This window comes from Halomonas sp. E14 (genome assembly GCF_052568415.1).
Map to the genome: position 1 here is coordinate 2,145,622 of NZ_CP199423.1, position 23,961 is coordinate 2,169,582.

Sequence of the window (23,961 nt, forward strand, 5' to 3'; positions counted from 1 at the left end):
ACCTGGTAAGGACCCGAGACAGGAAAGAACGTAGCGCTCCCTGCTGCCGTTCGGGCGCAGCATATCATGGGTTCAGACCAGGACGGGCATGCCAGTGGCAGGCGGGAAAACTCACTCCCCTGGCCATGCCGTAAGCATGCCCTGGCGCGGTCCAAATTGCTGCCCGACAAGCGACTGGTGTTTCACGCCGCAACCCTATCAGCGCACCACGCCCTCACGACGCAGCCGAGCGATATCAGCGGCGCTAAGCCCCATCTCGGCGAGTATCGTATCGCTGTCCTGGCCCAGCCGGGGCGGCGCGACGTCACTGACAGCAGCCTGGCGGTCGAAGCGCAGCGGGCAGGCGACCTGCGGCACGTCGAGGTCGCCGCGCCTAAGGGTGCGACGCATTTCACGATGCTTCACCTGCGGGTCGTCGAAGACCTCGCTGAGGGTATTGATCGGCCCGGCAGGGATGCCACGGGCCTCGAGCTCGGCCAGCCAGTCGTCACGCCGGCGCGTGAGCAGCACGGCCTGTACCATCGGTACCAGCACATCACGGTTACCAACGCGCGCCGCGTTGGTCGCATAGGCCGGGTCGATGGCCCACTCAGGATGCCCGAGCAGCTCGGCCAACCGCGCAAACTGGCCGTCGTTACCGACGGTGAGCACAAGGTGGCCATCGGCGCAGGCAAATGCCTGGTAAGGCACGATGTTGGGATGGGCATTGCCATGTCGCTGGGGCGAGACACCGCTGACCAGCGTATTGAGCGCCTGGTTGGCCAGCGCCGCCACCTGCACGTCCAGCAGCGCCACGTCCACATGCCGCCCTTCCCCGGTGCGCTCGCGTTCATGCAGCGCGGAAAGCACGCCGATGGTGGCGTAGAGCCCGGTCATCACGTCGGTAATCGCCACCCCGGTCTTCATCGGCATGCCGTCGGGCTCGCCGCCGATGCTCATCAGTCCACCCATGGCCTGGATCATGAAGTCGTAGCCGGCGCGGTGGGCATAGGGGCCATCCTGGCCGAAGCCGGTGATGGAGCAGCCGATCAGCCTGGGGTTCAAGGCCTTGAGGCTGGCGTAGTCGAGCCCATACTTGGCCAGGCCGCCCACCTTGAAGTTCTCGAGCACGATATCGGCCCCTTCGGCGAGCCGGCGTACCAGCGCCTGGCCTGGCTCGGTGGCGATATCGAGGGCCAGCGACTGCTTGCCGCGATTGGCGCACAGGTAGTAGGCCGCCACCCGTTCGGCGTCATCGTCGCCGGCCAGCCACGGCGGGCCCCAGCCACGAGTGTCGTCGCCGCGCTCGGGGTGCTCGATCTTGATCACCCGCGCCCCCAGGTCGGCGAGCAGCTGGCCGGCCCAGGGGCCGGCCAGCACGCGCGACATGTCGAGCACCACGATACCGTCGAGCGGTCCGCTCATGGTTGCACTCCTTGTCGCCCGGTTCAGTTGACGAATGACTGGATGCCGGTCTGGGCACGGCCGAGGATCAAGGCGTGCACGTCGTGGGTACCCTCGTAGGTGTTCACCGCCTCGAGGTTCATCACATGGCGAATCACATGGTACTCGTCGGCAATGCCGTTGCCACCGTGCATGTCACGCGCCACACGAGCGATATCCAGGGCCTTGCCGCAGTTGTTGCGCTTGATCAGCGAGATGGCTTCCGGCACCAGCTGGCCCGCGTCGATCATGCGGCCGACCCGCAGCGCGGCCTGGAGGCCCAGGGCGATCTCGGTCTGCATGTCGGCCAGCTTCTTCTGGATCAACTGATTGGCGGCCAGCGGGCGGCCGAACTGCTTGCGGTCCAGGGTGTACTGGCGCGCGGCGTGCCAGCATGCCTCGGCGGCGCCCATGCTGCCCCAGGCGATGCCGAAGCGGGCCCGGTTGAGGCACGAGAACGGGCCCTTGAGGCCGGTCACGCCCGGCAGGCGCTGCTCGTCGGAAACTTCTACATCCTGCATGGCGATCTGGCCGGTGATGGAGGCGCGCAGGCTGAACTTGCCCTCGATCTTGGGTGCCGAAAGCCCCTTCATGCCCTTCTCGAGAATGAAGCCGTTGATCACGCCCGCGTCGTCCTTGGCCCACACCACGAAGACGTCGGCGATCGGCGAGTTGGTGATCCAGCTCTTGGTGCCATTGAGCCGCCAGCCATTCTCGGTGCGGGTGGCGCGGGTGGTCATGCCGCCGGGATCAGAGCCGTGGTCCGGCTCGGTGAGGCCGAAGCAGCCAACCCACTCGCCCGTTGCCAGCTTGGGCAGGTACTTTTCGCGCTGGGCTTCGCTGCCGAAGGCGTGGATCGGGTACATCACCAGGCTCGACTGCACGCTCATGGCGCTGCGGTAGCCAGAGTCGACTCGCTCCACCTCGCGGGCGATCAGACCGTAGCTGACGTAGTTCATGCCGGCACAGCCGTAGCCGTCGATGGTGGCACCGAGCAGACCCAGCTCGCCCATCTCGTTCATGATCTCGCGGTCGAAATGCTCGTGGCGGTTGGCCTCGAGCACGCGCGGCAGCAGCTTCTCCTGGCAGTAGTCGTGAGCGGTCTGGTGGACCATGCGCTCGTCTTCGTCGAGCTGGTCGATCAGGCGGAACGGGTCTTCCCAAGTAACGGGGGTGATCTGAGTCATCGCGGCTCTCCTGGTGGAATTTCTACATTTTGAACGAATGTAGACCAACGCCACTTCAATGCCAACCCCTCGCACACCTTTTTCTGCCCTTCTTTACGCTTCCAACCCGCCAGGCTGCCTCAAACCTGCGCCTTCAACCAAGGCGCACGCCATCGAGGCGCCGGTGAAGGAGGCGCCACGCCACCAGGCCCACCAGCACGTTGGCCACGAACAAGCCGATGAATACGCCTTGCGGCCCGCCCAGCGTGCCGCCCAGCCAGGCCAGCGGAACCGTGAGCAGGAACAAGCGAATCACCGAGAGGCGCATCGCCCGGCCAGGTTCATGCAGGGCATTGAGCGACGAAACTGCCAGTATCACCACGCCCTGCGCACCCAGCCCCAGCGGTACCCACCACAGGAAGCTGCGCAGCACCTCGCCCATGGCCGCACCGTCCGCGTAGCTTGCCACCAGCCACGGGGCAAGGGCCTGCAGCAGCAGCCAGATCAGCAGCTGCCAGGCCAGCACGAAGGCGAAGCAGCCGACGATGGCGCGGCGCACCCGCTCATGCTGTCCCGCGCCGTGGTTCTGACTGACAAGGGGTGGCAGGGTCATGGAAAGCGCCAGCACGCCAATCTGAGCAATGGCATCGATACGCGTGCCCACGCCATAGCCCGCCACCGCATGATGACCATGTTCCGCCACGATGCGCGTCACCAGCGCCACGGCCAGCGGCGTGAATACGCTGGTGACGGCGGCCGGTATGGCAATGCGCGACAGCTCGCGCCACGAGGCCAGCAGCCCGCCCAGGGTGAGGTGGCGCAGGTCGAGGCAGTCACGCAGCTCACGCTGAAAGAACAGCGCCGCCGTCATGGCGCCCCAGCTCAATACCGTGGCCAACGCGGCACCCTGCACACCCAGTGCAGGAAACGGGCCCACACCGAAGATCAGCAGCCAGTCGAGCAGGCCATTGAGCAATGCCGCCACCGCCATCATCAGCCCGGGGATCAGCGTATTGCCCTGTGCGCGCAGCACGCTATTGAGCACCCGCGGCACGATCACCGCCGCCGCGCCCAGGTACCAGATGCCCATGTAGTCGCGCACATGAGGCATCAGCGCGGCATCGGCCCCCAGCAGGCGAAACAATGGCTCAAGCGTGGCCAACCCCAGCACGCTCAGCATTACGCCGACCGCCAGCGCCAGCAGGGCGGCATCGGTCGCGCGCCGCCGCACGGTTTCGATATCCCCCTGGCCCAGGCGCCGCGCCACGACCGCCGAGGTGCCGATCCCCAGGCCAATCGCCAGGCTGATGACGGCAAATACCACCGGGAAGGTAAAGGACACTGCCGCCAGCGGTGCCGTGCCCAGCCGAGCAATGAACCAGGCATCCACCAGGTTGAAGCTCAGCATCGCCACCATGCCGCCGGCCACCGGCAGACTCTTGCGCCAAAGGGTCAGGGCAATGGGGCCTTCGAGAAGCTCGCGGCGCAGAGGGCGCTGGGGGGCGCGCCCGGCATTGAGGGGGTTGGTCATGAAGCCTCGGCGAGCAGAAACGGGCACTGGATTGTGCCCGTTTCGATTGCACCTGCCAAAACGCCTTGGCTAAGTGCGCTCAGGGGCTTCACCCGCTCGGTAGAGCTTCTGGATGCTGGAGAAATCCAGCCCGCCGTTGCCTTGGGCGGCATGCAGGGCGAATAGGTTGCGCGCCTGGGAGCCCATCGGCACCGCGGCCTTGCTGCCCAGCGCCAGCTCCCAGGCCAGGCCCAGGTCCTTGGCCATCAGGTCGGTGAAGAACCCGCCCTGGTAGTCGCGTGAGGCGGCGGAGCCTTCCATCACCCCGGGCCAGGGGTTGTAGACGTTGAGCGCCCAGTTGCCCCCGCTACTCTGCTTCATGATCTCGGAGAGCACCCCCGGTTCAAGCCCGTTCTTGACCCCCAGCGCCAGGGCTTCCGCCGTGCCGCTCATGAGGATGCCAAGCAGCATGTTGTTGCAGATCTTGGCCACCTGCCCCGCGCCGATCTCGCCGGCGTGGAAGATGTTCTTGCCCATGGCTTCCAGCACCGGGCGCGCCTGCTCGAAGCCGGCCTGGCTGCCGCCGACGATGAAGGTCAGGGTGCCGGCCTGGGCGCCGCCTACCCCGCCCGAAACCGGCGCATCGAGGTAGGTCAGCCCGCGCTCGGCGGCCGCCGCACCTACGCTGCGCGCATCGTCCGGCGAGATGGTGGAGGCATCGATGATCAGCGGCTTGCCTTCGAGGGCGTCGAACAGCCCCGGGGAGTCGTCACGGCCCAGATAGAGTCGGCGCACATGCTGCCCGGCAGGCAGCATGGAGATGATGACCTCGGCGCCGTTGACGGCGCTCTGGGCGCTGGCGCAGGCGTGGGCTCCGGCCTCCTCCAGGCGCTTCATGGCGGCATCGACCAGATCGAAGACACTGACGTCGTGACCGGCCTTGACCAGGTTGATGGCCATGGGCGCCCCCATGTTACCCAGGCCGATAAAGGCGATTTTCATGCAAGCTGCTCCTGTTTGTCGTTGTCGAAGTTCCATTGGCAGGGATGCGCGGCGGATGCGCCGACCTATCCAAGGTCGCGCAGCGGGTGCTCGTCATCGCGCCAAAGCGGCACCATCATCGCCTGCAGGTCGGCCTCGGGCACGCTGGCCACGTCGGCATGCCGCCAGCGCGGGTTCTTGTCCTTGTCGATGAGCAGGGCGCGCACGCCTTCGGCGATGTCGCCCTCGCGGCAGCACTGAACGGAGAGGTTCAGCTCGTCACGGAAAGCCTCGGCCAGGCTGGTGTGACGATGGCGCTCCAGCATGCGCCAGACCAGGTGGGCACTCAGCGGGCTGCCAACGGCCAGGCGCTCGCGGTTGGCACGCAGCCAGGCGTCGTCGCGGTCATCAGCAAGAATCGCCTCCACCGCCTGGGTCACATCGGCCGTGCCCACCAGACGCTGCAGGTGGTCGAGGTGCGACCACACCTGGCCGGAGGGCGCGTGCGAGCGATCCTCGAACGCTGCAAGCGCGCTGCTCACCCCGGCGCGCAGTTCTTGCGCGCTGCGCTTGCCGTAATCCGCGCCGGCCAGGGCATCGAGCAGCGCGGTTCGCCGTTCGCGCGGTACGAAATGGTCGGCCATGCCCAGGTCCAGCGCATCGCGGGCATTGAGCTGGGCGCCGGTCAGCCCCAGGTAGGCGCCCACGCCGCGCGGCATGCGGTTAAGAAACCAACTGGCGCCGATGTCCGGGTACAGGCCGATGGAGATCTCGGGCATGGCGATGCGGCTGGTCTCGGCCACTATGCGGTGGGAAGCCCCGGCCATCAGGCCCAGGCCACCGCCCATGACGATACCGTCGCCCCAGACGAGGATCGGCTTGGGGTAGGTATGGATGCGGTAGTCGAGCCGATATTCCGTGGTGAAATAGGTTTCAGCGAACAGGCTGTCGCGCCCGCTGCCGCGATTGTCGCCCTCCTCGGTCATGGAGCGATAGAGAGCCACGATATCGCCGCCGGCGCAGAAGGCTTTCTCGCCCGCGCCTTCCAGCCATACCGCAACAATACTGCGGTCGACCGCCCAGGCGTCGAGCTTGGCCGCCAGCTGCCGGGCCATGTCCAGCGACAGCGCATTGAGCGACTTCGGGGCGTTGAGGGTCGCCACACCCACCCGACCACCGTCGGAGGTGGAAAGCTCATCGAAGATGACCGCCAGATCCGTCATGCGTTTGTTCTCTCCCGATTGGTTTGCCCGCATCATTGCAGCGCTTCGATCACACCATCGGCCAGCAGGCGGCGCGCCACGATGACGCGCATGATTTCGTTGGTGCCTTCAAGTATCTGGTGCACGCGAGTATCGCGCACCAGGCGCTCCAGCGGGTACTCCTTGATATAGCCATAACCACCGTGGAGTTGCAGCGCCTCGTTGCACACCTGGAAGCCTATGTCGGTGGCATGTCGCTTGGCCATGGCACAGTAGGCGGTGGCCTCGGGGTCGCCCTGGTCGAGCCGCCAGGCGGCATGACGTACCATCAGGCGCGCTGCGGTAAGCTCCGTGGCCATGTCGGCCATCTTGAACTGCAGCGCCTGAAAGTGCGACAGCTCGCGGCCAAACTGCTTGCGGTCGGCCAGGTAGTTGCGCGCCAGGGTCAGGGCCTGCTGGGCCGCCCCCAGCGAACAGCTGGCAATATTGAGCCGGCCGCCGTCTAGCCCCTTCATGGCGAAGCGGAACCCCTCGCCTTCGTTGCCCAGGCGGTTGCTCACCGGCACCCGGACATTGTCAAAACTGATCAGCCGCGTCGGCTGGCTCTTCCAGCCCATCTTCTCTTCGTTCTTGCCGTAGCTGATGCCCTCGGCATCGGCCGGCACCACAAACGCGGAAACTCCTGCAGCGCCGCTGTTCGGCTCACCGGTACGCGCCATCACCACCAGTACCTGGGTAGCGCCGGCGCCAGAAATGAACATCTTGGAGCCGCTGATTAGGTAGTCGTCGCCCTCGCGCACGGCGCGGGTGCGCAGGCTGGCGGCATCGGAGCCGGCACCGGGCTCGGTCAGGCAGTAGGAGCCCAGCAACTCGCCCGTCACCATGGCCGGCACGTACTGCTCGCGCAGCGCCTCGTCGCCCCAGGAGGCAATCATCCAGGTGACCATGTTGTGAATGGTCAGGTAGGCCGTGGTGGCGATGCAGCCCTGCGACAGCTGTTCGAAGATGAGCGAAGCGTCGAGCCGGGTGAGGCCCAGCCCGCCGTACTCCTCGGGGGTATAGATGCCGAGAAAGCCAGTCTCGCCGGCGCGCCGAATCACGTCCACGGGGAAATGGGACTGCGCGTCCCAGTCGGCGGCATGCTCGGCAAGCTCGGCCTTGGCAAAGTCCGCTGCCGCCTGGACCAGCGCCCGCTGGTCGTCGTTCAGGGAAAAATCCATCGTGGTGTCCTCTTGTAGTTGGTGATGGGCGCAATCGACGAACCCAAAGACAAGGCGGCTCGCGTCGCGGGAGAGCCCCGCAATGCCGACCAACCTAGCACTTGCTAGGTTTTAGCGCATACCTCCCTTGGTCGACAACCACTTTACGTTAACGTCAACGTCGTCTAGTGTTGCAGGCAGTTGGAGGGAGCCCGCGTCGCGGCCCGACTAGACAGGAAGACAATGATGACAACAACAGAGCCGGAAACCAGGCCAACAGTCAATGGCAGCCATCCTCTCCCTCGCCAGCGCCGGAACTACTCCATCGGTGAGCTGGCCAAGATGTTCGAGGTTACCCCGCGCACCATTCGCTTCTATGAGCAGGAAGGCCTGCTGGCGCCCGAGCGGCGCGGCCAGACACGTATCTATCACGAGAAGGACCGAGTCCGCCTGAAGCTGACGCTGCGCGGCAAGCGACTGGGCTTCTCGCTCGCCGAGATTCGCGAAGTCATCGAGATGTACGATGCCATGCCCGACGGCAACTGGCGGCAGCTGCAGCGGCTGTTGGAAATTCTGGCCGACAAGCGCGCCAACATGGAGCGCCAGCTCGAGGATATTCGCCTGATGCAACGTGAGCTCGACGACGTGGAAGCACGCGCTCGGGACGTCCTCGAGCGACTTCGCCGCTAGCCATACGTTTGCCATTTTCCGCGCCACTGTCTCAACAGCTATCGCAACAACTATTCGCAACAACAACTTGCTACAACACGATGGGTATCACGATGACACGCCAACACGTCCTCAACAGCTATGTCAGCGGCATCAGCGACACGCCGCTGAAAGGAGAAACCATCGGTGATTGCTTCGACGCCACCGTCGCCCGCTTTCCCGACGGCGATGCCCTGCTGAGCCTGCACCAGGGCCTGCGCTACACCTGGAAGGAGCTGCAGCAGACTGTCAACCAGGCGGCGCGCGCCCTGCTGGCCCTGGGTGTAAGGAAAGGCGACCGGGTCGGCATCTGGTCGCCCAACTGCGCCGAGTGGACCATTACCCAGTTTGCCACGGCGAAGATCGGCGCCATCCTGGTCAACATCAACCCCAGCTATCGCACCCACGAGCTGGAGTACGCGCTGAAGCAGTCGGGCACCTCAACGCTGATCCTGCAGGGCAAGTTCAAGACCTCCGACTACGTGGCCACGTTGGCAGAGCTGGCGCCGGAGCTGCGCGACGGCGCCCCGTCCACCTTCTCGGCGGCCAAGCTGCCCGAACTCAAGCGCGTGGTATGCCTCGACGCCGAGCGTGCGTTGACCGGCATGTTCAGCTGGCAGAGCCTGCTGGCGCATGCCGACGAGGTTTCCGAAGAGCACCTGGCCGAGATCCAGGCCACGCTGCAGTTCGACGAGCCGATCAACATCCAGTACACCTCGGGCACCACCGGCGCGCCCAAGGGCGCCACCCTGTCGCACCACAACATCCTCAACAACGGCTTCTTCGTCGCCCGCACCATGGGCTTCACCGAGAAGGACCGCCTGGTAATCCCGGTGCCGCTGTATCACTGCTTCGGTATGGTGATGGGCAACCTGGGCTGCGTGACCCACGGCGCCACCATGATCTACCCGGGCGACGGCTTCGACCCGGAAGCAACGCTCAAGGCGGTATCGGACGAAAAGGCCACCGCGCTCTACGGCGTACCGACCATGTTCATCGCCGAGCTGGAGCACCCCAATTTCGCCCAGTACGACCTCTCCACCCTGCGCACCGGCATCATGGCCGGTTCGATCTGCCCCATCGAAGTGATGCGCAAGGTGATCGACAAGATGAACATGCAGGACGTTACCATCTGCTACGGCATGACCGAGACCAGCCCGGTCAGCACCCAGACCCAGACCGATGCTCCGCTCGACAAGCGCGTGACCACGGTGGGCACCATTCACCCCCACCTGGAGGTGAAGCTGGTCAGCCCCGAAACCGGCGCGGTGGTGCCGCGCGGCGAGACCGGCGAACTGTGCACCCGCGGCTACAGCGTGATGCTGGGCTACTGGAACAACGAGGAAGCCACCGCCAAGTCGATCGACAGCGCCGGCTGGATGCACACCGGCGACCTGGCCACGATGGACGAAGAGGGCTACATCGCCATCGTCGGGCGCATCAAGGACATGATCATCCGCGGCGGCGAGAACATTTACCCGCGCGAGATCGAGGACTTCCTCTACACCCACCCGGCCGTGTCCGACGTGCAGGTCATCGGCGTGCCCGATGAAAAGTACGGAGAGGAAGTGATGGCGTGGGTGAAGCTGGCCGAAGGCCAGAAGCTCAACGCCGACGAGCTAAAGGAATTCTGCAAGGGCAAGATCGCCCACTACAAGATCCCCCGCTACGTGAAGTTCGTCGATGAGTTCCCGATGACTGTCACCGGCAAGATCCAGAAGTTCAAGATGCGCGAGGAAGCGACCCACGAGCTGGGCCTGTAATCCCGCGTCATCCCGTCGGCTTGACCCAGAGCGCCCCTGCCCAGGCAGGGGCGCTCTGGTTTCGTTTGGCGCCCACTCGATATAGGCTGTAGCAAGATATTCAACACTCGTTGCCAATGGAAGGTGTGCCATGTCACAACCACAACAGCCCAAGACAGCCGCCGGATTGAGCCAAGCACAGCTGGACGCCTACTGGATGCCCTATACCGGCAATCGCCAGTTCAAGCGCGATCCACGCATCATCGTGAGTGCCCAAGGCAGCTATTTCACCGATGCCGCGGGTCGGCGCATTTTCGACGGGCTCTCCGGCCTGTGGACCTGTGGTGCCGGCCACTGTCGGCCGGAGATCACCGAGGCCGTGACGCGTCAGCTCCAGCAGCTGGACTATTCACCGGCCTTCCAGTTCGGCCACCCCAAGGCCTTTGAGCTGGCCCACCGGATTCGCGGCCTGATGCCCCAGGGGCTCGACCATGTGTTCTACACCGGCTCCGGTTCGGAGAGCGCCGATACCGCACTGAAGATCGCCCGCGCCTACTGGCGCAAGAAAGGCAAGCCAAGCAAGACCAAGCTGATCGGCCGCGCCAAGGGCTATCACGGGGTCAACTTCGGCGGTATCAGCCTGGGCGGCATCGGCGCCAACCGCACACTGTTCGGCCAGGGCATCGACGCCGACCATCTGCCCCATACCCTGCTCAAGGAGAACGCCTTCACCAGAGGCATGCCCGAGCGCGGCGCCGAGCGGGCCGAGGAGCTGCAAGAGCTGATCGCGCTGCACGACGCCTCGAACATCGCCGCGGTGATCGTCGAGCCGTTGGCCGGCTCGGCCGGGGTGATTCCTCCGCCCCAGGGCTACCTGCAGCGACTGCGCGAGATCTGCGATCAGCACGATATCCTGCTGATCTTCGACGAGGTGATCACCGGCTTCGGCCGCATGGGCGCCATGACCGGCGCCGAGGCGTTCGGCGTGGTGCCGGACATCCTCAACGTGGCCAAGCAGCTGACCAACGGCGCGGTACCCATGGGCGCGGTGATCGTGCGGGGTGAGATCTACCAGACCTTCATGGAACAGGGCGGCCCCGACTACATGCTCGAACTGCCCCACGGCTACACCTACTCCGGGCATCCGGTGGCCTGTGCCGCGGCGCTGGCCGCACTCGACGTGCTCGAGAACGACCGCCTGATCGAGCGCGTGCGCGAGATGAGCCCGGTCTTCGAGGAGACCCTGCATGGGCTCAAGGGCACCCGCCATATCAGCGATATTCGCAACTACGGACTGGCCGGGGCGCTGCAGATCGAGCCCTACCCCGGCGAGCCGGCCCGCCGTCCCTTCGAGATCGCCATGAAATGCTGGGAGAAAGGCTTCTACGTGCGCTACGGCGGCGACACCATCCAGCTCGGGCTGCCCTTCATCGTCGAGCGCGACGAGATCGACCGCCTGGTCAATGCGCTGGGCGACGCCATCGGCGAGCTGGACTGAGCGCCCACGCCGCTAAAACGCCACAAGCCAGGCGATAGACGCCTGGCTCGTGCAGTCTGGCTGGACGCCGAGCTACAAACCCTTGGGGGCAAAGATCCCCGGCGCGTTGCGCCAGTAGCCCTTGTAGTCCATACCGAAGCCGAACACGTAGCGATCCACCACTTCGAGGCTGCAGTAGTCGGCCTTGAGGCCCGGCACCGCCTTGCGGTCGTGCCGCTTGTCCACCAGCACAGCGGTGGAGATGCTCGCTGCACCCGCCTCGCGGCAGTAGGCAAGAATAGCGGCAAGCGTTGCCCCCTCGTCGAGGATATCGTCGACGATCACCACATGGCGACCCGCCATGGGAATTTCCGGCGACACGCGCCAGAACAGCTCGCCGCCACGCAGGCCGCCGCGATAGCGGGTTGCGTGAAGGTAGTCCACCTCCAGCGGGAAGCCGAGCCGGGTCAGCAGGTGCCCGGTGGTGATTAGCCCACCGTTCATCACGCAGTAGAAGACGGGCAACTTGTCACCCAGGTCGGCGGTAATCTCGGCGGCCATGCGATCCAGCGCTCGCTCGACCTCTTGCTGGGAGATCAGGCAGTCGGCGGTCTCCATGACATCGCGCATGGTCGCCAGGGATTGATGAAAATCGGCTTCGAGTTTCGGCATGTGGGGTGTCAACACCAATGGCAAAGGGATAACGGAAATTGCGAGGCTCAGCTACCGGCCAGGGCTTCGAGGCGGGCATGCACGCGGCGCCAGCGCCCCAGCGCCTCCAGGGCATCGAGCTCCGGGCGGGCACGCCCATAGCGCAAGCGCGCCGCGGGGCGGGTGGTTCGCCCGTGGCAGGCCTCCAGCGCCTCCAGCGCCGCCGCGCGGTCGTTGCAGACCAGCACCATGTCGCAGCCGGCCTCGAGCGCCGCCAGGGCGCGCTCGCCGGGCTGGCCGGCGTATTCGGCACCGGCCATGCCCAGGTCGTCAGAAAAGAGCGTGCCCTTGAAACCGAGATTGTCACGCAGCATGTTTAGCCAGCTCGGCGAGAAACCGGCCGGCCGGGGATCGAAAGCGGGATAGACCACGTGCGCTGGCATGACGCCGTCGAGGCGAATGGCCAGTTGGGCGAAAGGCACCAGGTCGTGCTGGCGCAGCGCCTCCAGCGGCCGCTCGTCGACGGGCAGTTCCAGGTGGGAGTCGGCGGCCACGCCACCATGACCGGGATAGTGCTTGCCCACCGCGGCCATGCCCGCTTCGTGCAGGCCGGCAATGAAGGCGCCCGCCATGGCGGCCACCGCCTGCGGGTCGGATGAAAAGCTGCGATCACCGATCACGCCGGAGATGCCGGTGTCCACGTCGAGCACGGGGGCAAAGCTGAAATCGAGGCCGCAGGCGGCCATCTCCATGCCGAGCAGCCAGCCGGCATCCAGGCACAGCCGTAGGGTATCCTCGGGTGCCGCGGCGTAGTCACGGCCAAGCTTGCCCATGGGCGGCAGGCGCGTCACGCCTTCGCGCAGTCGCTGCACCCGCCCACCCTCCTGGTCGATGGTCAGCAGCAGCTCGGGGCGCAGGGCGCGGATCGTTGCGCACAGTTCACGCACCTGGCGGGCGTCGACGACATTGCGGGAAAACAGGATCACCCCGCCGACTTCGGGGCGCAGCAGCAGCTCACGCTCCTCTCCCGTCAGTTCGGTGCCTTGCAGGTCCAGGATCACCGGACCGAGAGTCTGCGTCATGATCGGATTCCTTGGGCCAGAAGGAGGGTGATTCTAGACGAAAGTCGGCGATGACGACAGCCGCCGACCCGGCGGCAGGCGCAAAGACTGCGCCAGGTCAACCGAGCTTCAGGCCTTGGACGGCAACGCGTGCAGCCATACCGGGGTTCCCGGTGGTGCCAGGGCGAACACGCGCAGCAGCGCTTCATCGCGCAGTCGCACGCAGCCATGCGAGCGAGGCACGCCCATGGGCTGGTCGGGCGGAGTACCGTGGAGATAGATGTAGCGCCGCTGGGAGTCGACCGCCCCGCCGCGGTTGCTGCCGCTTTCCAGCCCGCACAGCCAGAGGATGCGGGTCAGGATCCAGTCGCGCCCGGGATGCGCCGCAGCCAGCTCGGCGGAATAGGTCTCGCCGGTGGGCCTGCGACCGCGAAACACCGCACCCACCGGCTGGTCGCCACCGATCGCCGCGCGCACATAGTGCCACCCCAGCGGGGTCTGGCCGCTGCCCTCCTGCTGCCCCGTTCCTGCCAGGGCCGTCGAGACGGGCCAAGCTTCCAGGCGCTGCTCGCCACGCCAGCAAATGAGCTGCTGACGCGTCACGTCGATTTCGAGCCACACCCCCTCGGCGGGGGGAAGTTCGGCAAGCCGTGGCGTACGCACTTCAGCTCGCCTTGGCCGGCTGCAAGGCGGGCGGAGGCGGCAGCGGTGCATTCATGGCGGCCACCACCACAGGGCGCAGGCGGCGAATCAGGTCGCGCACGGTAACGTGCTCGTCATAATCCTTCTCGGCGATATCGCGCAGGGCATCAAGCCCCGACAGGGTGAAGATCACCGTGCCCAGCATGAAATGCAGCCGCCAGAAGCGCTCACCGTCGGGCAGCTCGGGCGTGGCCCGCCGCACCAGGTCGGTGAACCGCGTGAAGACGCTACCGTACTCATCCTGGATATAGCGCCGCAGGTGACCCTGCGCCTGGCTGTAGGCAAGCCCCAGCAGCTTCATGAAGACCTTGAGGCTGTGCTTCTCGGCCGGCACCTCCAGCACGGTACGCGCCATGGTTTCCAGCAGCTCCTCGAGCGGAATCACGCCGCCTGAATGGCGCTGCTCGAGCTCATCCAGGGCATGGTGGAAACGCACCGTAAACGGGTCCAGGTAGCGCGCGAAGACCGCCTGGATCAGCGCCTTCTTGGAGCCGAAGTGATAGTTGACCGCCGCCAGGTTGACGCGCGCCTTGCTGGTAATAGTGCGCAGCGAGGTTTCGGCGAACCCGCGCTCGGCAAACAGCACTTCGGCGGTATCGAGGATGCGTGTGACGGTATCGGTTTGAGCCATGGGCGCGACCTGCCAGAAACAGTTGTTTTAAACATTACAAAAGTCTACGGCAATGCCTTCAATCTCTCAATGTCTATCCTTCCCATCTCGTTTAAAACGCTGCATGAGAACGCTGCTGGCTAGGAAACCGTTTTTTACTGGATAGACTTCCATGCTGTATACTTGAACAATACGCCATGCTCGGACCGCCTCGCCGGTCGGGCCAACGCCAGACCTCTACCGCCAGACCTCTACCGGGAGCGCTCATGACCCGCCCGCTTACGCCGCGCCAGCAGAATGTCTATGACTTCATCGTCAAGACGATGAACGAGTTTGGCTACCCGCCGACCCGCGCCGAGATCGCCAAGGCGCTGGGGTTTCGCTCGCCCAACGCCGCCGAAGAGCACCTGCGCGCACTCGAACGCAAGGGCGTGATCCGGGTGATCCGCGGCACCTCGCGGGGCATTCGCCTGCCGCTTCAGGAAAGCGAGCCCAGCACCGGCGCCTCCCCCGCCAACGAGGGCCTGCCCATCATCGGTGAAGTCGCGGCCGGCAGCCCCATCCTGGCGGCAGAGCACATCGACCGCTACTGCCCGCTTCCCCCGGACTATTTCACCCCTCGCGCCGACTATCTGCTGCGGGTGCGCGGGCTTTCGATGAAGGAGATCGGCATCCTCGAAGGCGACCTGCTCGCCGTGCATCGCACGGAGCGGGTACGCGACGGGCAGATCGTGGTGGCCCGGCTGGACGACGAAGTCACCGTGAAGCGCTTCCATCGCAGCGGCTACCGGGTCGTGCTGGCCGCCGAGAATGCCGACTTCGCGCCCATCGAGATCGACCTGCGTCACCAGGCGCTGGAGATCGAAGGCATCGGCGTCGGTGTCATTCGCGGCGGCAGCGGCCAGGCGCTCGGCTAAGCGCCGGCTGCGCCCGGCAGCGAGTTTCGTCACTTCGGATGAACCGCAAGATTCTGCATGCCGACTGCGACTGCTTCTATGCCGCGGTGGAAATGCGCGACAACCCCGCGCTTCGCGAAGTGCCGCTGGCGATCGGCGGTAGCGTCGAAGGACGCGGGGTGATCGCCACCTGCAACTACCCGGCGCGCGCCTTCGGCATCCATTCCGCCATGCCCACCGCCAGGGCCCTGCGCCTGTGCCCCCAGTTGACCCTGCTGCGCGGCGATTTCGAGCGCTATCGCGAGGCGTCGCGCCAGATCCAGGCCATCTTCCACGAGCTGACGCCCTGGGTGGAGCCGCTGTCGCTCGACGAAGCCTTTCTCGACGTCACCGAGGTGGCACGTTTTTCAGGCAGCGCTACCTGGATGGCGCGCTGGCTGAAGGAGGAGTGCCTCAGGCGCGTGGGGATCACCGTTTCGGTGGGCGCGGCACCGTCGAAGTTCCTGGCCAAGATCGCCAGCGACTGGGAGAAGCCCGACGGCCTGACGGTCATCGCTCCCAGCCAGGTCGACGAGTTCGTGCAAGCGCTCCCGGTGACCAAGCTTCCCGGCGTTGGCCCAGCCACGGCCAAGCGCCTGCAGGCGATGGCGATCGCCACCTGCGACGAGCTGCAGCGAGTGCCGCTGGAGTACCTGCTGCAGGAGTTCGGCAAGTATGGCAAGCGCCTGTACGAGCTGGCCCGGGGTATCGACGACCGGCCGGTTCGCATTGAACGCGAGCGCAAGTCCGTCAGCGTGGAAACCACTTTTGCCACTGACCTACCCGACCTGGACCACTGCCACCGCGAGCTGGCGCCGCTGTGCGAGCGTCTCGAGGCCAGGCTGGCGCGCCACGGCAACCCGCCCATCGCGGGCACCTTCGTCAAGGTGCGCTTCGATGACTTCTCGCTGACCACGCTCGACGCCCGCGGCGGCTGGCCGTGCCTGGCCACCTATGCTGCGCTGATGGCGCAGGCCTGGGCCAGGCGTGAACGGCCCGTGCGCCTGCTTGGCGTAGGCGTAAGGCTGGTGCCGGACGATGCGCGGCGCCAGCTCACCCTGCCGTTGGCGGAAACCTGAGCCCCACCCGGCATCGACTGAGCCCTACTGGGTCGAATCAGCCTTACGGGGGTCGAGCAAGCTTACTTGGTATCGATGTAGCGGTGTCGGTCGAAGGTCGCCACCCAGCTGGGGTGATAGACCATCAGGCAGCTGAGCAGCATGCCGGTAAGGAAGGCTTCCGACGGCATCAGCAGCGGCAGGAACAGCATGTATTCGCGAGCCAGATGGATCGCCTCGGGGTCCGTCGCCCCCAGCATGATGAGCGCCACACCCGCCAGCCCGGTGCCCAGCGTGGCCAGGGCGGCGCCGAAGAAGCCGCAGAGAAACAGGAACACCATCAAGTTGTCCGGAAGGTAGCGATCCACCAGGCGCCACACGGATACCACGATCGTCACCGGGATCACGCCGGTCAGCAGCACATTCACGCCCAGGAGCTGCCACTCCGCCTTGCCGAGTGCCACCAGCGCCAGGTTGGCGGCCAGGTTGGTCAGAAGCGCCAGAGGCGCCTTGAAGAGCAGCGTCAGCAAGGCCGTGAGCATGAGGTGCAGGGTCAACCACTCGACCGACTGGGCCCGCAGCTGCCACAGCAGCACCACGATCAGCGTGGCGGCCAGCCAGCGGTGCTGCAGGCCGCGATCGTCGAGCAGCGCCCGCCATGGCCGCTGCGCCAGGGCCAGCAGCAAGGTGGCGAGGGACACGGCCCCGCACGCCAACAGCAGCCAGGGTGCCAGGATCAGTGCGGAGAACGACATCGGCAGCGCTTCCCTTGCGAAGGGTCAGGCAAAGACGACGGTCTTGTTGCCATGGATGATGACCCGGTCCTCGAGATGCCAGCGTAGCCCGCGCGCCAGCACCGCCTTCTCCACGTCGCGTCCGAAGCGCACCAGGTCCTGAGGCGTGTGGCAGTGGCTGACGCGATGGATATCCTGTTCGATGATCGGTCCGGCATCGAGTTCCTCGGTCACGTAGTGGCAGGTCGCACCGATCAGCTTCACGCCACGCGCATAGGCCTGGTGATAGGGACGCGCTCCGACGAAGGAGGGCAGGAAGCTATGGTGGATGTTGATCACCCGGCCGGCATAGCGCTGGCACAGGCGGGGCGGCAGGATCTGCATGTAGCGCGCCAGCACGATAACGTCGGCCTGCAGCGCTTCGACCTGCCGCTCGACCTCGGCAAAGGCGGAGGACTTGTCGTCCGGCACAACCGGAACGCAGTGATAGGGCAAGCCATGCCACTCCACCAGGCCGCGCATGTCGTCGTGATTGGAGATCACCCCCACCACATCGCCATCGAGCTCGCCCGCCGTCCAGCGGTAGAGCAGGTCCACCAGGCAGTGCGACTCACGCGACACCATGATCACCACGCGCGGCCGCCGCCGGGTATCGCGCAGCGCCCAGGTCATGTCGAACTCGCGGGCGACCGGTGCGAAGGCGCTCTCCAGCTCCTCGGCGGTCATGCCGATGGAGTCGGCCAGGATCTCGTAGCGCATGAAGAAACGCCCTGCTTCCAGGTCGGAATGCTGGCTGGCTTCGGTGATGGAACCACCGTGGCCGGCGATGAAGCCGGAAACACGCGCCACGATGCCGCGGCGGTCGGGGCAGGAGACGACAAGACGATAGAAATGGGACATGGGAACCGTAGACGACATAGCGATAAGTGGGTGCGCATTGTAGCGAACTGGACCGCACGGAACACGCCCGTATCGCCGAACGTGCATTGTGATGGGTCGGGCCGTTCCCGTATAGTGAAGGCAACTTTGTCCGGTCCTGATTTGCCGATGCTCTCTTCTCGCGCCACCATTCGTCCTCGACAACACCTACCGCTGTATTTTCTGCCGCTGGGCGGCTGCGGCGAAATAGGCATGAACCTGAGCCTATATGGCCATGGCGGTGAGTGGATCGCGATCGACTGCGGCATGATGATCCGCCAGGACCTGCCCGACAGCCCGCTGCAGGTGCCCAGCCTCGACACGCCTGCCGCGCTCGGCATCACGCCTTTGGCGCTGTTCATCACCCACGGCCATGAAGATCATATCGGCGCGGCGGCCTGGCTGTGGCCCAAGTGGCAGTGCCCGATCTACGCCACGCCGCTGGCCGCCGGGCTGCTGCGCAACAAGTTCACCGAGCGCGCCCTGGCCACCGAGGCCATTCGGGTGATCGAACCCGGAGAAGCCATGGAGAGCGGCCCCTTCACGCTGCGCTACCTGCCGCTGACCCATTCGATTCCGGAAAGCTGTGCGCTGCTGATTGCCGCGGGCAACCGTCGCGTGCTGCACACCGGTGACTGGAAGCTCGACCCCGAGCCCTTGATCGGCCACTCCGTCAAGGGCTCGCTGTTTCGCGCCCTGGCGCCGGTCGACCTGGTCGTGGGCGACTCCACCAACGCCCCCCTCCCCGGCCATTCGCGCAGTGAAGGCGAGGTGGCCAGGGCGCTGGAGCAGCGCCTGGCCCAGTGCGCCGGGCGGGTGGTGGTGACCTGCTTTGCCAGCAACCTGGCCCGGGTGCTGGCCATTGCCCTGGCAGCCGAGCGCTGCGGGCGTCGCGTCAGCCTGATGGGGCGCGCCATGGAACGCATGGTGGCCACCGCCCGCGGCCTTGGCTACCTCGACGACATGCCGCCTCTGGTGCCGGTCAGCGACCTGGGCTACCTGCCGCCCGAAGAAGTGCTGGTAATTGCCACCGGCAGCCAGGGCGAGCCGCGCGCCGCGCTCAGCCGCATGGCCAACGGCCGCCACCACAGCCTGGAGCTGGGGGTCGGCGACACCGTGATCTTCTCGGCCAAGGCGATCCCCGGCAACGAGCCGCAGATCGAGCGGCTCAAGCACGGCCTTGCGCGTCTAAGCGTGACGATCTGGGATGAATTCAACCATCCGGAGCTGCATGCCTCGGGCCATCCGTCGCAGGAGGAGCTGCGCACCTTCTACGGCTGGCTGCAGCCTCGCCTGCTACTGCCCGTGCATGGCGAACACACCCATCAGGAAGCACACCGCCAGCTGGCGGCGTCGCTGGGTATCGAGGCTCCCCTGTCGCCGGTCAACGGCGACCTGATTCGCTTCGACGCCGACGGGCTGACCCTGGAGTCGCGCCACCCGCAGCGCCCCTGCATCGTCAATCAAAACGCCATCACTCCGCTGCCCGGCCTGTCGGAGCGCGGCTCCTCACGCCACGGCACCCTCTACCTGGCGATACCCGTGGCCGCCTCGAGCCCCGGCTGGACCCGCATCGGCCGGCTGATGCTGGATCGCCACGGGGTTGGCGCGCTGGATGAGGAGAGTTTCGTCGATTGGCTGGACGAGCAGCTGGAGACGATCGAGGCCGACAGCCTGGCCAGGCTGCGCCTCGCGCTGCAGCCGCTGATCACCGCCTGGCTGGCGGAGCACCTGCGCCACCTGCCGGACGTCCATCTCCAGCTGATGGCGGTAGAGCCACCGGGCCTGCGCTGACCGGGTGGTGGGTAACCGGCCAAGGTCTGCTCGGTCATGGCGCTTACGGGCAACAGGCAACGCAGGGGAGAGACGGAAAGGCAGCGCTAGTCGTCGGCCAGGCGCGCTCTTAAGCGGCTGACCGCCTGGCTGTGCAGTTGGCACACCCGCGACTCGGTGACCCCCATCACCACGCCGATCTCCTTCAGGTTCATCTCTTCCTGATAGTAGAGCGCCATCAGCAGCTTCTCCCGCTCCGGCAGCGCCTCGATGCCCTTGACCAGCTGGGCACGCTTCTGCTCGTCGACCAGCTGGTGGTAGGGCGTGTCCCGCGAGGTATCCTCCATGCCGGGCTCTACCCCCTCGGCCAGCAGCACCTCGAAGGGCAGCAGGTGGCCGCTGTTGGTGTCGCTGAGCAGCTGGCGATAGGTCTCAAGCTCCATATCCAGCTCGTGGGCGATCTCGTGCTCTTCCGCCGCCCTGCCCAGCCGCTGCTCGAGGCGGCGCACCGCCTCGTCCAGCGTGCGCGCATTGCGCCGCACGCTGCGCGGCAGCCAGTCACGGCCGCGCAGCTCATCCAGCATGGCGCCACGAATGCGCTGGTTGGCGAACGTGGCGAAGGTGGCGCCCTGCGAGGCGTCATAGCGCCCCATGGCCTCCAACAGGCCGACGGTGCCGGCCTGAATCAGGTCATCCAGTTCCACGTTGGCCGGCAGGCGTACCTGCAGGGCCAGCGCCTGGCGCCTGACCAGCGGCAGGTACTCTTCCAGCATGTCCGTCTGTGCGATCTTGCCTCGTGCTGTGTACATGTCCTTGCTCCCGCGGCCGTCAGCCCTCTTCCACGGTAGGATTGCTGAGAATCCGATGGCACCCGTCAGCGCCGCTCATGATCGACGATGACCTGTAAGCCCTGCAGGGTGGCGATGCGTTGCCGCGCATCCTGCAGGGAAAAGTGAAAATGCAGCGCGGCGTCGGCGGGCAGTCCGGCCAGGGCCTCGCTGTGCCCGCGCGCCCCAGGCAGGCGCATGCAGGTATCCGGGTGACACAGCCAGGCATCGACCGCCGCTCCCGGCGGGGCCTGGTACTGCCAGCCGATCCGGCGAATCACCTGGCCCTGCGCCAGGGCAGGGCTCGGCGGCTGCAGCGCGGCCGAAGCGATCTGGCGATCGGCCATGGCCACCTGCACCGCTGGTGCCGTGGCCACCCAGCTTCCCGCCGCCTGGACGCTCGACGCCTGGGCGGCAACCAGCCCCACAAGTGCAGCAAGGACGAGGCGGCGGCTCATCGCGCCAGCACCAGCAGGTCGACATCGAGATAGCTTGCCGCCACATGGCGCAGGTTCATCAACAGTCCCTTGCGACCCACGTGAGGGGGGTGCACGGCCAGCAGGCGCTGCGGCCCGCCCTGCTCCACCACCTGGCGCAGCTGGCGAAACGCGCGGCGAAAGGCGTCAAGATCGTCCTCGACCCACAGCGCCCAGTGCGGCTGCTCCATGGCCAGCACCGGCAGGTGCGGGCTGGTAACGGGCAGCGCTACGATGCGCCAGCTGGCCGGATCGCCCACCCAGCGTCGCCCCTCCTTCGCCCAGGCTTCGAGCAGCTGGGTGACCCGCTCGGTCTGGCCCACCGAGGCGCCGGGCAGCCCGAGCACCATCAGGGTACGCACCGCACCGGCCGATGGCGGCGCGACGCGCATGGGCGCAGTGGCTGGCGTGGACGGCGCAGGACGCGCCTTGGCCGGCGCCCCCCCGCCTTCGGTCGCCAGCTGCAGCAATGCCTCGGCGATGTGCATCGGGCACTCCCCCGCTGGCGCCGAGGACGAGACCCATTCGCGCAGGCCCGCGGCCTGATCGGTTCCCATCTAGCCTGTCTCCCTCTCGCCAAATCCCAGTTGTCGAATCGCATCGCGGATCAGGAACAGCTGTACCAGGGCGCCAAGCAGGGCGCTATCGCGGCGTCGCTGACGCCCACCGGCCAGCCCCAGCAGTTCGGCACGCAGGTCGCGTGCCGAGTCATCTTCGACTAGGTCCAGCTGAAGGGCCACGGTGGCCAAGCCGCCCGCCAGCAGCAGCCGCAGATCGGCACGCACCTCGCCGAGTTCGGCCGGCGTCAGCTGCTGCCAGGCACGCCGGGCCAGCTGGGGCAGCGCATCGCTCTGCAGCTGGGTCACCAGCAGCGGCTCCAGGTCGTTGCCCAGGCGGGCCGGCGCCAGCCAAAAGCGCCGGGCCAGCAGCTGGTCGTTCTCGCCATCGCGCAGCTCACCCAGCCAGGCCTGGGCCGTTAGCTCGTCGCCGCGGCGCCCGCTGCCCTTCAGCGCCAGCGTCACCGGTAGCCGAGCCAAGTGCAGGCGGCAAGGCGCCCCGCGATAGCGGCTGTCTCTTTGCGCCATCGGCTCCCCCAACCCGGCAAGTGCCGCAAGCGGCTGCTTTTCGCCCGCGTAGACGACGCGCTGCCCCCCACGCACCAGGCTGCACCAGGCCAGGCCTTCGCGTTCCAGCCAGGCACCGGCTTCGGCATCCGGCAGGCCACGCAGCAGGTGCAGTGAAGCTCCCTGGGCGCGGGCAGCGGCCAGCCGAGCCTGCAGACCCGGCGGCTGGCGGTGCTGCAGCCAAGGCAGGGCCGACCAGGCACCATCGTGGTCGAGGGCCACATCCGGCATCGCCCAGGCCTCACCCGCCACCTTGGCCCGCTCGCTCCACATCACGCCCAACGGGTGCAGGGGCGAGGGCTTGGCACACAGCGCATCGAGGCGCTGCTGCTGCACCGAGGGCGGCAGGCCGAGCAGATCCCACCCCGCTTCCAGATGTTCGAAGCCGACCAGGCGACGACGCAGTTCACGCAGGATCACCGCAACCCGCCGGCCCTGGCTCAACAGGCCGTACTGGCGCGTGGCGGCGGGCGCCGCTGCCTGGCGGCTGCCCGCCCCCCGCACCGGGCGGCGCTGGCTCAGGGCCAGGTGCACCAGCGAGTCGGGGGCGGCCAGCGACATGTCTTCCGGCACACGCTGGCCGTGGGAGACGAACAGCAGCCGCAGCCCGTGACGCAGGATGATGTCCAGCACCGGCCCCAGTCGGCCCGCCTCATCCTGCTTGGTGATGATGCAGTCGGTGAGCTCCGCGCCGGCCGCCTGGGTAGCCTGACGGTAGCGCACGACCACTTCCTCAAGGGTTTCGGGCTGGCTGGCGGCGTTGAGCATCAGCACCAGGCGCACCGGCGTGCTGGCGCCGCGCAGGTGCGAGACTTGCTCGATCACGCGCTGGTCGCGCTGGCTCATGCCGACGGTGTCGATGATGACCCAGGACTTTCCGCGCATGCGTTCGAGCAAGTCGGACACCGGCTGGTCGGCGTTCAACGCATACATGGGCACATCGAGAAGGCGGGAGTAGATGCGCAGCTGCTCGTGCGCACCGATACGGAAACTGTCGGTGGTCACCAGCGCCACCGGGCGAGTACCGTGACGCTTGACGTAGCGTGCCGCCAGCTTGGCCGTGGTGGTGGTCTTGCCCACCCCGGTCGGCCCGATCAGCGCCACGATGCCGGCATGGTCGAGAAACTCTCCCTCGTTGCCCAGGGCATGCAGCCTTTGGACCAGCTGGCGCTGCAGCCAGGCCTGAACCTGGTCGTTCGCGGCACCATCCAGGGCCAGCTCCTCGGGCAGCGTGGAAACGAGCTCGGCCGCCAGCGCGGCGGCGAAGCCCGCCTCCTCTAGCTGGCGCGCAAGCGCGTCTCGGCACGTCTCTTGTTCCCCCGCCGGGCCCTGGCCGCGGGTCAGCAGCGCGCGCATGTCGCGCATTTCCTCGAGCAGCCGCGCGCTCATCGCCTCGAAGGCCTGGGCTGGGTCCTGGCCGGGCGATGTCGCTCCAGGCGACATCGCGCCGGGCTGAACCGTGCCCACCTGGGTCGAAGCACCCTGCGCCTGGCGCGGCGTCGCGGAGGCAGTCGACGTGGCGGGCCGCGCCGGGGCCTCCGGCTGAGGCGTACCCGATTCCGCCATGGCCAGGATCTCGACCCCCTGCTCGACGCGGCGATTGGCCAGGATCAGGGCTTCATCGCCCAGGGCCTCGCGCACCTGCCGCATCGCTTCCCGGCTGTTGGCTCCAACGAAACGCATCA

Annotated in this window: 22 protein-coding genes; 6 read left to right on the top strand and 16 right to left on the bottom strand. The window is 66.6% G+C overall.

Annotated elements, in window-relative coordinates; translation table 11 throughout:
- Window positions 1-198 precede the first annotated feature (198 nt).
- The 6 genes from ACT7B3_RS10020 to ACT7B3_RS10045 all read right to left on the bottom strand — a co-directional run bounded on the left by ACT7B3_RS10020 (window position 199) and on the right by ACT7B3_RS10045 (window position 7,501).
- The gene (locus ACT7B3_RS10020; RefSeq protein WP_445157836.1) at window positions 199-1,404 is read right to left on the bottom strand and encodes a CaiB/BaiF CoA transferase family protein; all 1,206 of its coding nucleotides are present in this window, start codon (window positions 1,402-1,404) and stop codon (window positions 199-201) included.
- Between the two features lie 23 nt (window positions 1,405-1,427).
- On the bottom strand, window positions 1,428-2,609 hold the full coding sequence (locus ACT7B3_RS10025) for an acyl-CoA dehydrogenase (RefSeq protein ID WP_445157837.1): 1,182 nt from the start codon (window positions 2,607-2,609) through the stop codon (window positions 1,428-1,430).
- A 133-nt stretch (window positions 2,610-2,742) separates the two neighbouring features.
- Window positions 2,743-4,119 carry an MATE family efflux transporter gene (locus ACT7B3_RS10030; protein ID WP_445157838.1) on the bottom strand — a complete coding sequence of 459 codons (1,377 nt, stop codon included), beginning with the start codon at window positions 4,117-4,119 and terminating at the stop codon, window positions 2,743-2,745.
- A gap of 69 nt (window positions 4,120-4,188) precedes the next feature.
- Window positions 4,189-5,100, bottom strand: a complete 912-nt coding sequence (mmsB, locus tag ACT7B3_RS10035; protein WP_445157839.1) for a 3-hydroxyisobutyrate dehydrogenase — start codon at window positions 5,098-5,100, stop codon at window positions 4,189-4,191.
- Window positions 5,101-5,165: 65 nt separating this feature from the next.
- On the bottom strand, window positions 5,166-6,302 hold the full coding sequence (locus ACT7B3_RS10040) for an enoyl-CoA hydratase/isomerase family protein (protein WP_445157840.1): 1,137 nt from the start codon (window positions 6,300-6,302) through the stop codon (window positions 5,166-5,168).
- A 32-nt stretch (window positions 6,303-6,334) separates the two neighbouring features.
- Window positions 6,335-7,501, bottom strand: a complete 1,167-nt coding sequence (locus ACT7B3_RS10045) for an acyl-CoA dehydrogenase family protein (RefSeq protein WP_444677516.1) — start codon at window positions 7,499-7,501, stop codon at window positions 6,335-6,337.
- Window positions 7,502-7,726: 225 nt separating this feature from the next.
- On the opposite strand from ACT7B3_RS10045, the gene ACT7B3_RS10050 reads away from it, so the two are divergent.
- The 3 genes from ACT7B3_RS10050 (at window position 7,727) to ACT7B3_RS10060 (ending at window position 11,428) form a co-directional block, all read left to right on the top strand.
- Window positions 7,727-8,170: a MerR family transcriptional regulator gene (locus ACT7B3_RS10050; RefSeq protein WP_444677515.1), complete on the top strand. Its 444-nt coding sequence runs from the start codon at window positions 7,727-7,729 to the stop codon at window positions 8,168-8,170.
- Between the two features lie 92 nt (window positions 8,171-8,262).
- Window positions 8,263-9,951 carry an AMP-binding protein gene (locus tag ACT7B3_RS10055; RefSeq protein WP_445157841.1) on the top strand — a complete coding sequence of 563 codons (1,689 nt, stop codon included), beginning with the start codon at window positions 8,263-8,265 and terminating at the stop codon, window positions 9,949-9,951.
- Window positions 9,952-10,081: 130 nt separating this feature from the next.
- Window positions 10,082-11,428, top strand: a complete 1,347-nt coding sequence (locus ACT7B3_RS10060) for an aspartate aminotransferase family protein (protein ID WP_445157842.1) — start codon at window positions 10,082-10,084, stop codon at window positions 11,426-11,428.
- A gap of 72 nt (window positions 11,429-11,500) precedes the next feature.
- On the opposite strand, the gene ACT7B3_RS10065 is transcribed toward ACT7B3_RS10060, so the two are convergent.
- The 4 genes from ACT7B3_RS10065 to ACT7B3_RS10080 all read right to left on the bottom strand — a co-directional run bounded on the left by ACT7B3_RS10065 (window position 11,501) and on the right by ACT7B3_RS10080 (window position 14,452).
- Window positions 11,501-12,079 (bottom strand): hypoxanthine-guanine phosphoribosyltransferase, encoded by a 579-nt coding sequence (locus ACT7B3_RS10065; protein WP_445157843.1) that lies wholly within the window; start codon window positions 12,077-12,079, stop codon window positions 11,501-11,503.
- A gap of 47 nt (window positions 12,080-12,126) precedes the next feature.
- The gene (gene nagZ, locus ACT7B3_RS10070) at window positions 12,127-13,140 is read right to left on the bottom strand and encodes a beta-N-acetylhexosaminidase (protein ID WP_445157844.1); all 1,014 of its coding nucleotides are present in this window, start codon (window positions 13,138-13,140) and stop codon (window positions 12,127-12,129) included.
- 108 nt (window positions 13,141-13,248) lie between these two features.
- Window positions 13,249-13,782: a L,D-transpeptidase family protein gene (locus ACT7B3_RS10075; RefSeq protein ID WP_445157845.1), complete on the bottom strand. Its 534-nt coding sequence runs from the start codon at window positions 13,780-13,782 to the stop codon at window positions 13,249-13,251.
- A gap of 1 nt (window position 13,783) precedes the next feature.
- Complete coding sequence (locus tag ACT7B3_RS10080; RefSeq protein WP_444677512.1) at window positions 13,784-14,452, bottom strand: TetR/AcrR family transcriptional regulator; 669 nt, start codon at window positions 14,450-14,452, stop codon at window positions 13,784-13,786.
- Between the two features lie 245 nt (window positions 14,453-14,697).
- Here ACT7B3_RS10080 and lexA point away from each other — a divergent pair, with 245 nt between their 5' ends.
- Together lexA and dinB are read left to right on the top strand one after the other, a co-directional pair.
- Window positions 14,698-15,348 (top strand): transcriptional repressor LexA, encoded by a 651-nt coding sequence (gene lexA, locus ACT7B3_RS10085; RefSeq protein WP_445157846.1) that lies wholly within the window; start codon window positions 14,698-14,700, stop codon window positions 15,346-15,348.
- A gap of 38 nt (window positions 15,349-15,386) precedes the next feature.
- On the top strand, window positions 15,387-16,445 hold the full coding sequence (gene dinB, locus ACT7B3_RS10090; RefSeq protein WP_445157847.1) for a DNA polymerase IV: 1,059 nt from the start codon (window positions 15,387-15,389) through the stop codon (window positions 16,443-16,445).
- Window positions 16,446-16,507: 62 nt separating this feature from the next.
- On the opposite strand, the gene ACT7B3_RS10095 is transcribed toward dinB, so the two are convergent.
- Entirely contained in the window at window positions 16,508-17,179 is a 672-nt protein-coding gene (locus ACT7B3_RS10095) for an energy-coupling factor ABC transporter permease (RefSeq protein WP_445157848.1), read from the bottom strand.
- A 24-nt stretch (window positions 17,180-17,203) separates the two neighbouring features.
- A complete protein-coding gene (gene purU, locus ACT7B3_RS10100; RefSeq protein WP_444677509.1) occupies window positions 17,204-18,058 on the bottom strand; it encodes a formyltetrahydrofolate deformylase in 855 nt (284 codons plus the stop codon).
- Between the two features lie 231 nt (window positions 18,059-18,289).
- Here purU and ACT7B3_RS10105 point away from each other — a divergent pair, with 231 nt between their 5' ends.
- Complete coding sequence (locus tag ACT7B3_RS10105; RefSeq protein WP_445157849.1) at window positions 18,290-19,870, top strand: ribonuclease J; 1,581 nt, start codon at window positions 18,290-18,292, stop codon at window positions 19,868-19,870.
- Between the two features lie 86 nt (window positions 19,871-19,956).
- On the opposite strand, the gene ACT7B3_RS10110 is transcribed toward ACT7B3_RS10105, so the two are convergent.
- The 4 genes from ACT7B3_RS10110 to flhF form a co-directional block, all read right to left on the bottom strand.
- Window positions 19,957-20,658, bottom strand: a complete 702-nt coding sequence (locus tag ACT7B3_RS10110) for an RNA polymerase sigma factor FliA (RefSeq protein WP_445157850.1) — start codon at window positions 20,656-20,658, stop codon at window positions 19,957-19,959.
- Between the two features lie 65 nt (window positions 20,659-20,723).
- Window positions 20,724-21,134, bottom strand: coding sequence for a flagellar protein FlhE (locus ACT7B3_RS10115; RefSeq protein WP_445157851.1), 411 nt, complete (start codon window positions 21,132-21,134; stop codon window positions 20,724-20,726).
- Complete coding sequence (locus ACT7B3_RS10120; RefSeq protein WP_445157852.1) at window positions 21,131-21,709, bottom strand: hypothetical protein; 579 nt, start codon at window positions 21,707-21,709, stop codon at window positions 21,131-21,133. Before ACT7B3_RS10120 ends, ACT7B3_RS10115 begins: the two co-directional genes overlap by 4 nt.
- The gene (gene flhF, locus ACT7B3_RS10125; RefSeq protein ID WP_445158868.1) at window positions 21,710-23,959 is read right to left on the bottom strand and encodes a flagellar biosynthesis protein FlhF; all 2,250 of its coding nucleotides are present in this window, start codon (window positions 23,957-23,959) and stop codon (window positions 21,710-21,712) included.
- Between the last annotated feature and the right edge of the window lie 2 nt (window positions 23,960-23,961).

Coding starts and splice junctions, on each gene's coding strand:
- ACT7B3_RS10105 (WP_445157849.1), top strand. CDS start 18,290: ATGAACCTGAGCCTATATGGCCATGGCGGTGAGTGGATCGCGATCGAC.
- ACT7B3_RS10030 (WP_445157838.1), bottom strand. CDS start 4,119: ATGACCAACCCCCTCAATGCCGGGCGCGCCCCCCAGCGCCCTCTGCGC.
- lexA (WP_445157846.1), top strand. CDS start 14,698: ATGACCCGCCCGCTTACGCCGCGCCAGCAGAATGTCTATGACTTCATC.
- ACT7B3_RS10020 (WP_445157836.1), bottom strand. CDS start 1,404: ATGAGCGGACCGCTCGACGGTATCGTGGTGCTCGACATGTCGCGCGTG.
- purU (WP_444677509.1), bottom strand. CDS start 18,058: ATGTCCCATTTCTATCGTCTTGTCGTCTCCTGCCCCGACCGCCGCGGC.
- ACT7B3_RS10045 (WP_444677516.1), bottom strand. CDS start 7,501: ATGGATTTTTCCCTGAACGACGACCAGCGGGCGCTGGTCCAGGCGGCA.
- ACT7B3_RS10080 (WP_444677512.1), bottom strand. CDS start 14,452: ATGGCTCAAACCGATACCGTCACACGCATCCTCGATACCGCCGAAGTG.
- ACT7B3_RS10095 (WP_445157848.1), bottom strand. CDS start 17,179: ATGTCGTTCTCCGCACTGATCCTGGCACCCTGGCTGCTGTTGGCGTGC.
- ACT7B3_RS10040 (WP_445157840.1), bottom strand. CDS start 6,302: ATGACGGATCTGGCGGTCATCTTCGATGAGCTTTCCACCTCCGACGGT.
- flhF (WP_445158868.1), bottom strand. CDS start 23,959: ATGCGTTTCGTTGGAGCCAACAGCCGGGAAGCGATGCGGCAGGTGCGC.
- ACT7B3_RS10050 (WP_444677515.1), top strand. CDS start 7,727: ATGACAACAACAGAGCCGGAAACCAGGCCAACAGTCAATGGCAGCCAT.
- nagZ (WP_445157844.1), bottom strand. CDS start 13,140: ATGACGCAGACTCTCGGTCCGGTGATCCTGGACCTGCAAGGCACCGAA.
- ACT7B3_RS10055 (WP_445157841.1), top strand. CDS start 8,263: ATGACACGCCAACACGTCCTCAACAGCTATGTCAGCGGCATCAGCGAC.
- dinB (WP_445157847.1), top strand. CDS start 15,387: ATGAACCGCAAGATTCTGCATGCCGACTGCGACTGCTTCTATGCCGCG.
- ACT7B3_RS10025 (WP_445157837.1), bottom strand. CDS start 2,609: ATGACTCAGATCACCCCCGTTACTTGGGAAGACCCGTTCCGCCTGATC.
- ACT7B3_RS10060 (WP_445157842.1), top strand. CDS start 10,082: ATGTCACAACCACAACAGCCCAAGACAGCCGCCGGATTGAGCCAAGCA.
- mmsB (WP_445157839.1), bottom strand. CDS start 5,100: ATGAAAATCGCCTTTATCGGCCTGGGTAACATGGGGGCGCCCATGGCC.
- ACT7B3_RS10120 (WP_445157852.1), bottom strand. CDS start 21,709: ATGGGAACCGATCAGGCCGCGGGCCTGCGCGAATGGGTCTCGTCCTCG.
- ACT7B3_RS10110 (WP_445157850.1), bottom strand. CDS start 20,658: ATGTACACAGCACGAGGCAAGATCGCACAGACGGACATGCTGGAAGAG.
- ACT7B3_RS10065 (WP_445157843.1), bottom strand. CDS start 12,079: ATGCCGAAACTCGAAGCCGATTTTCATCAATCCCTGGCGACCATGCGC.
- ACT7B3_RS10115 (WP_445157851.1), bottom strand. CDS start 21,134: ATGAGCCGCCGCCTCGTCCTTGCTGCACTTGTGGGGCTGGTTGCCGCC.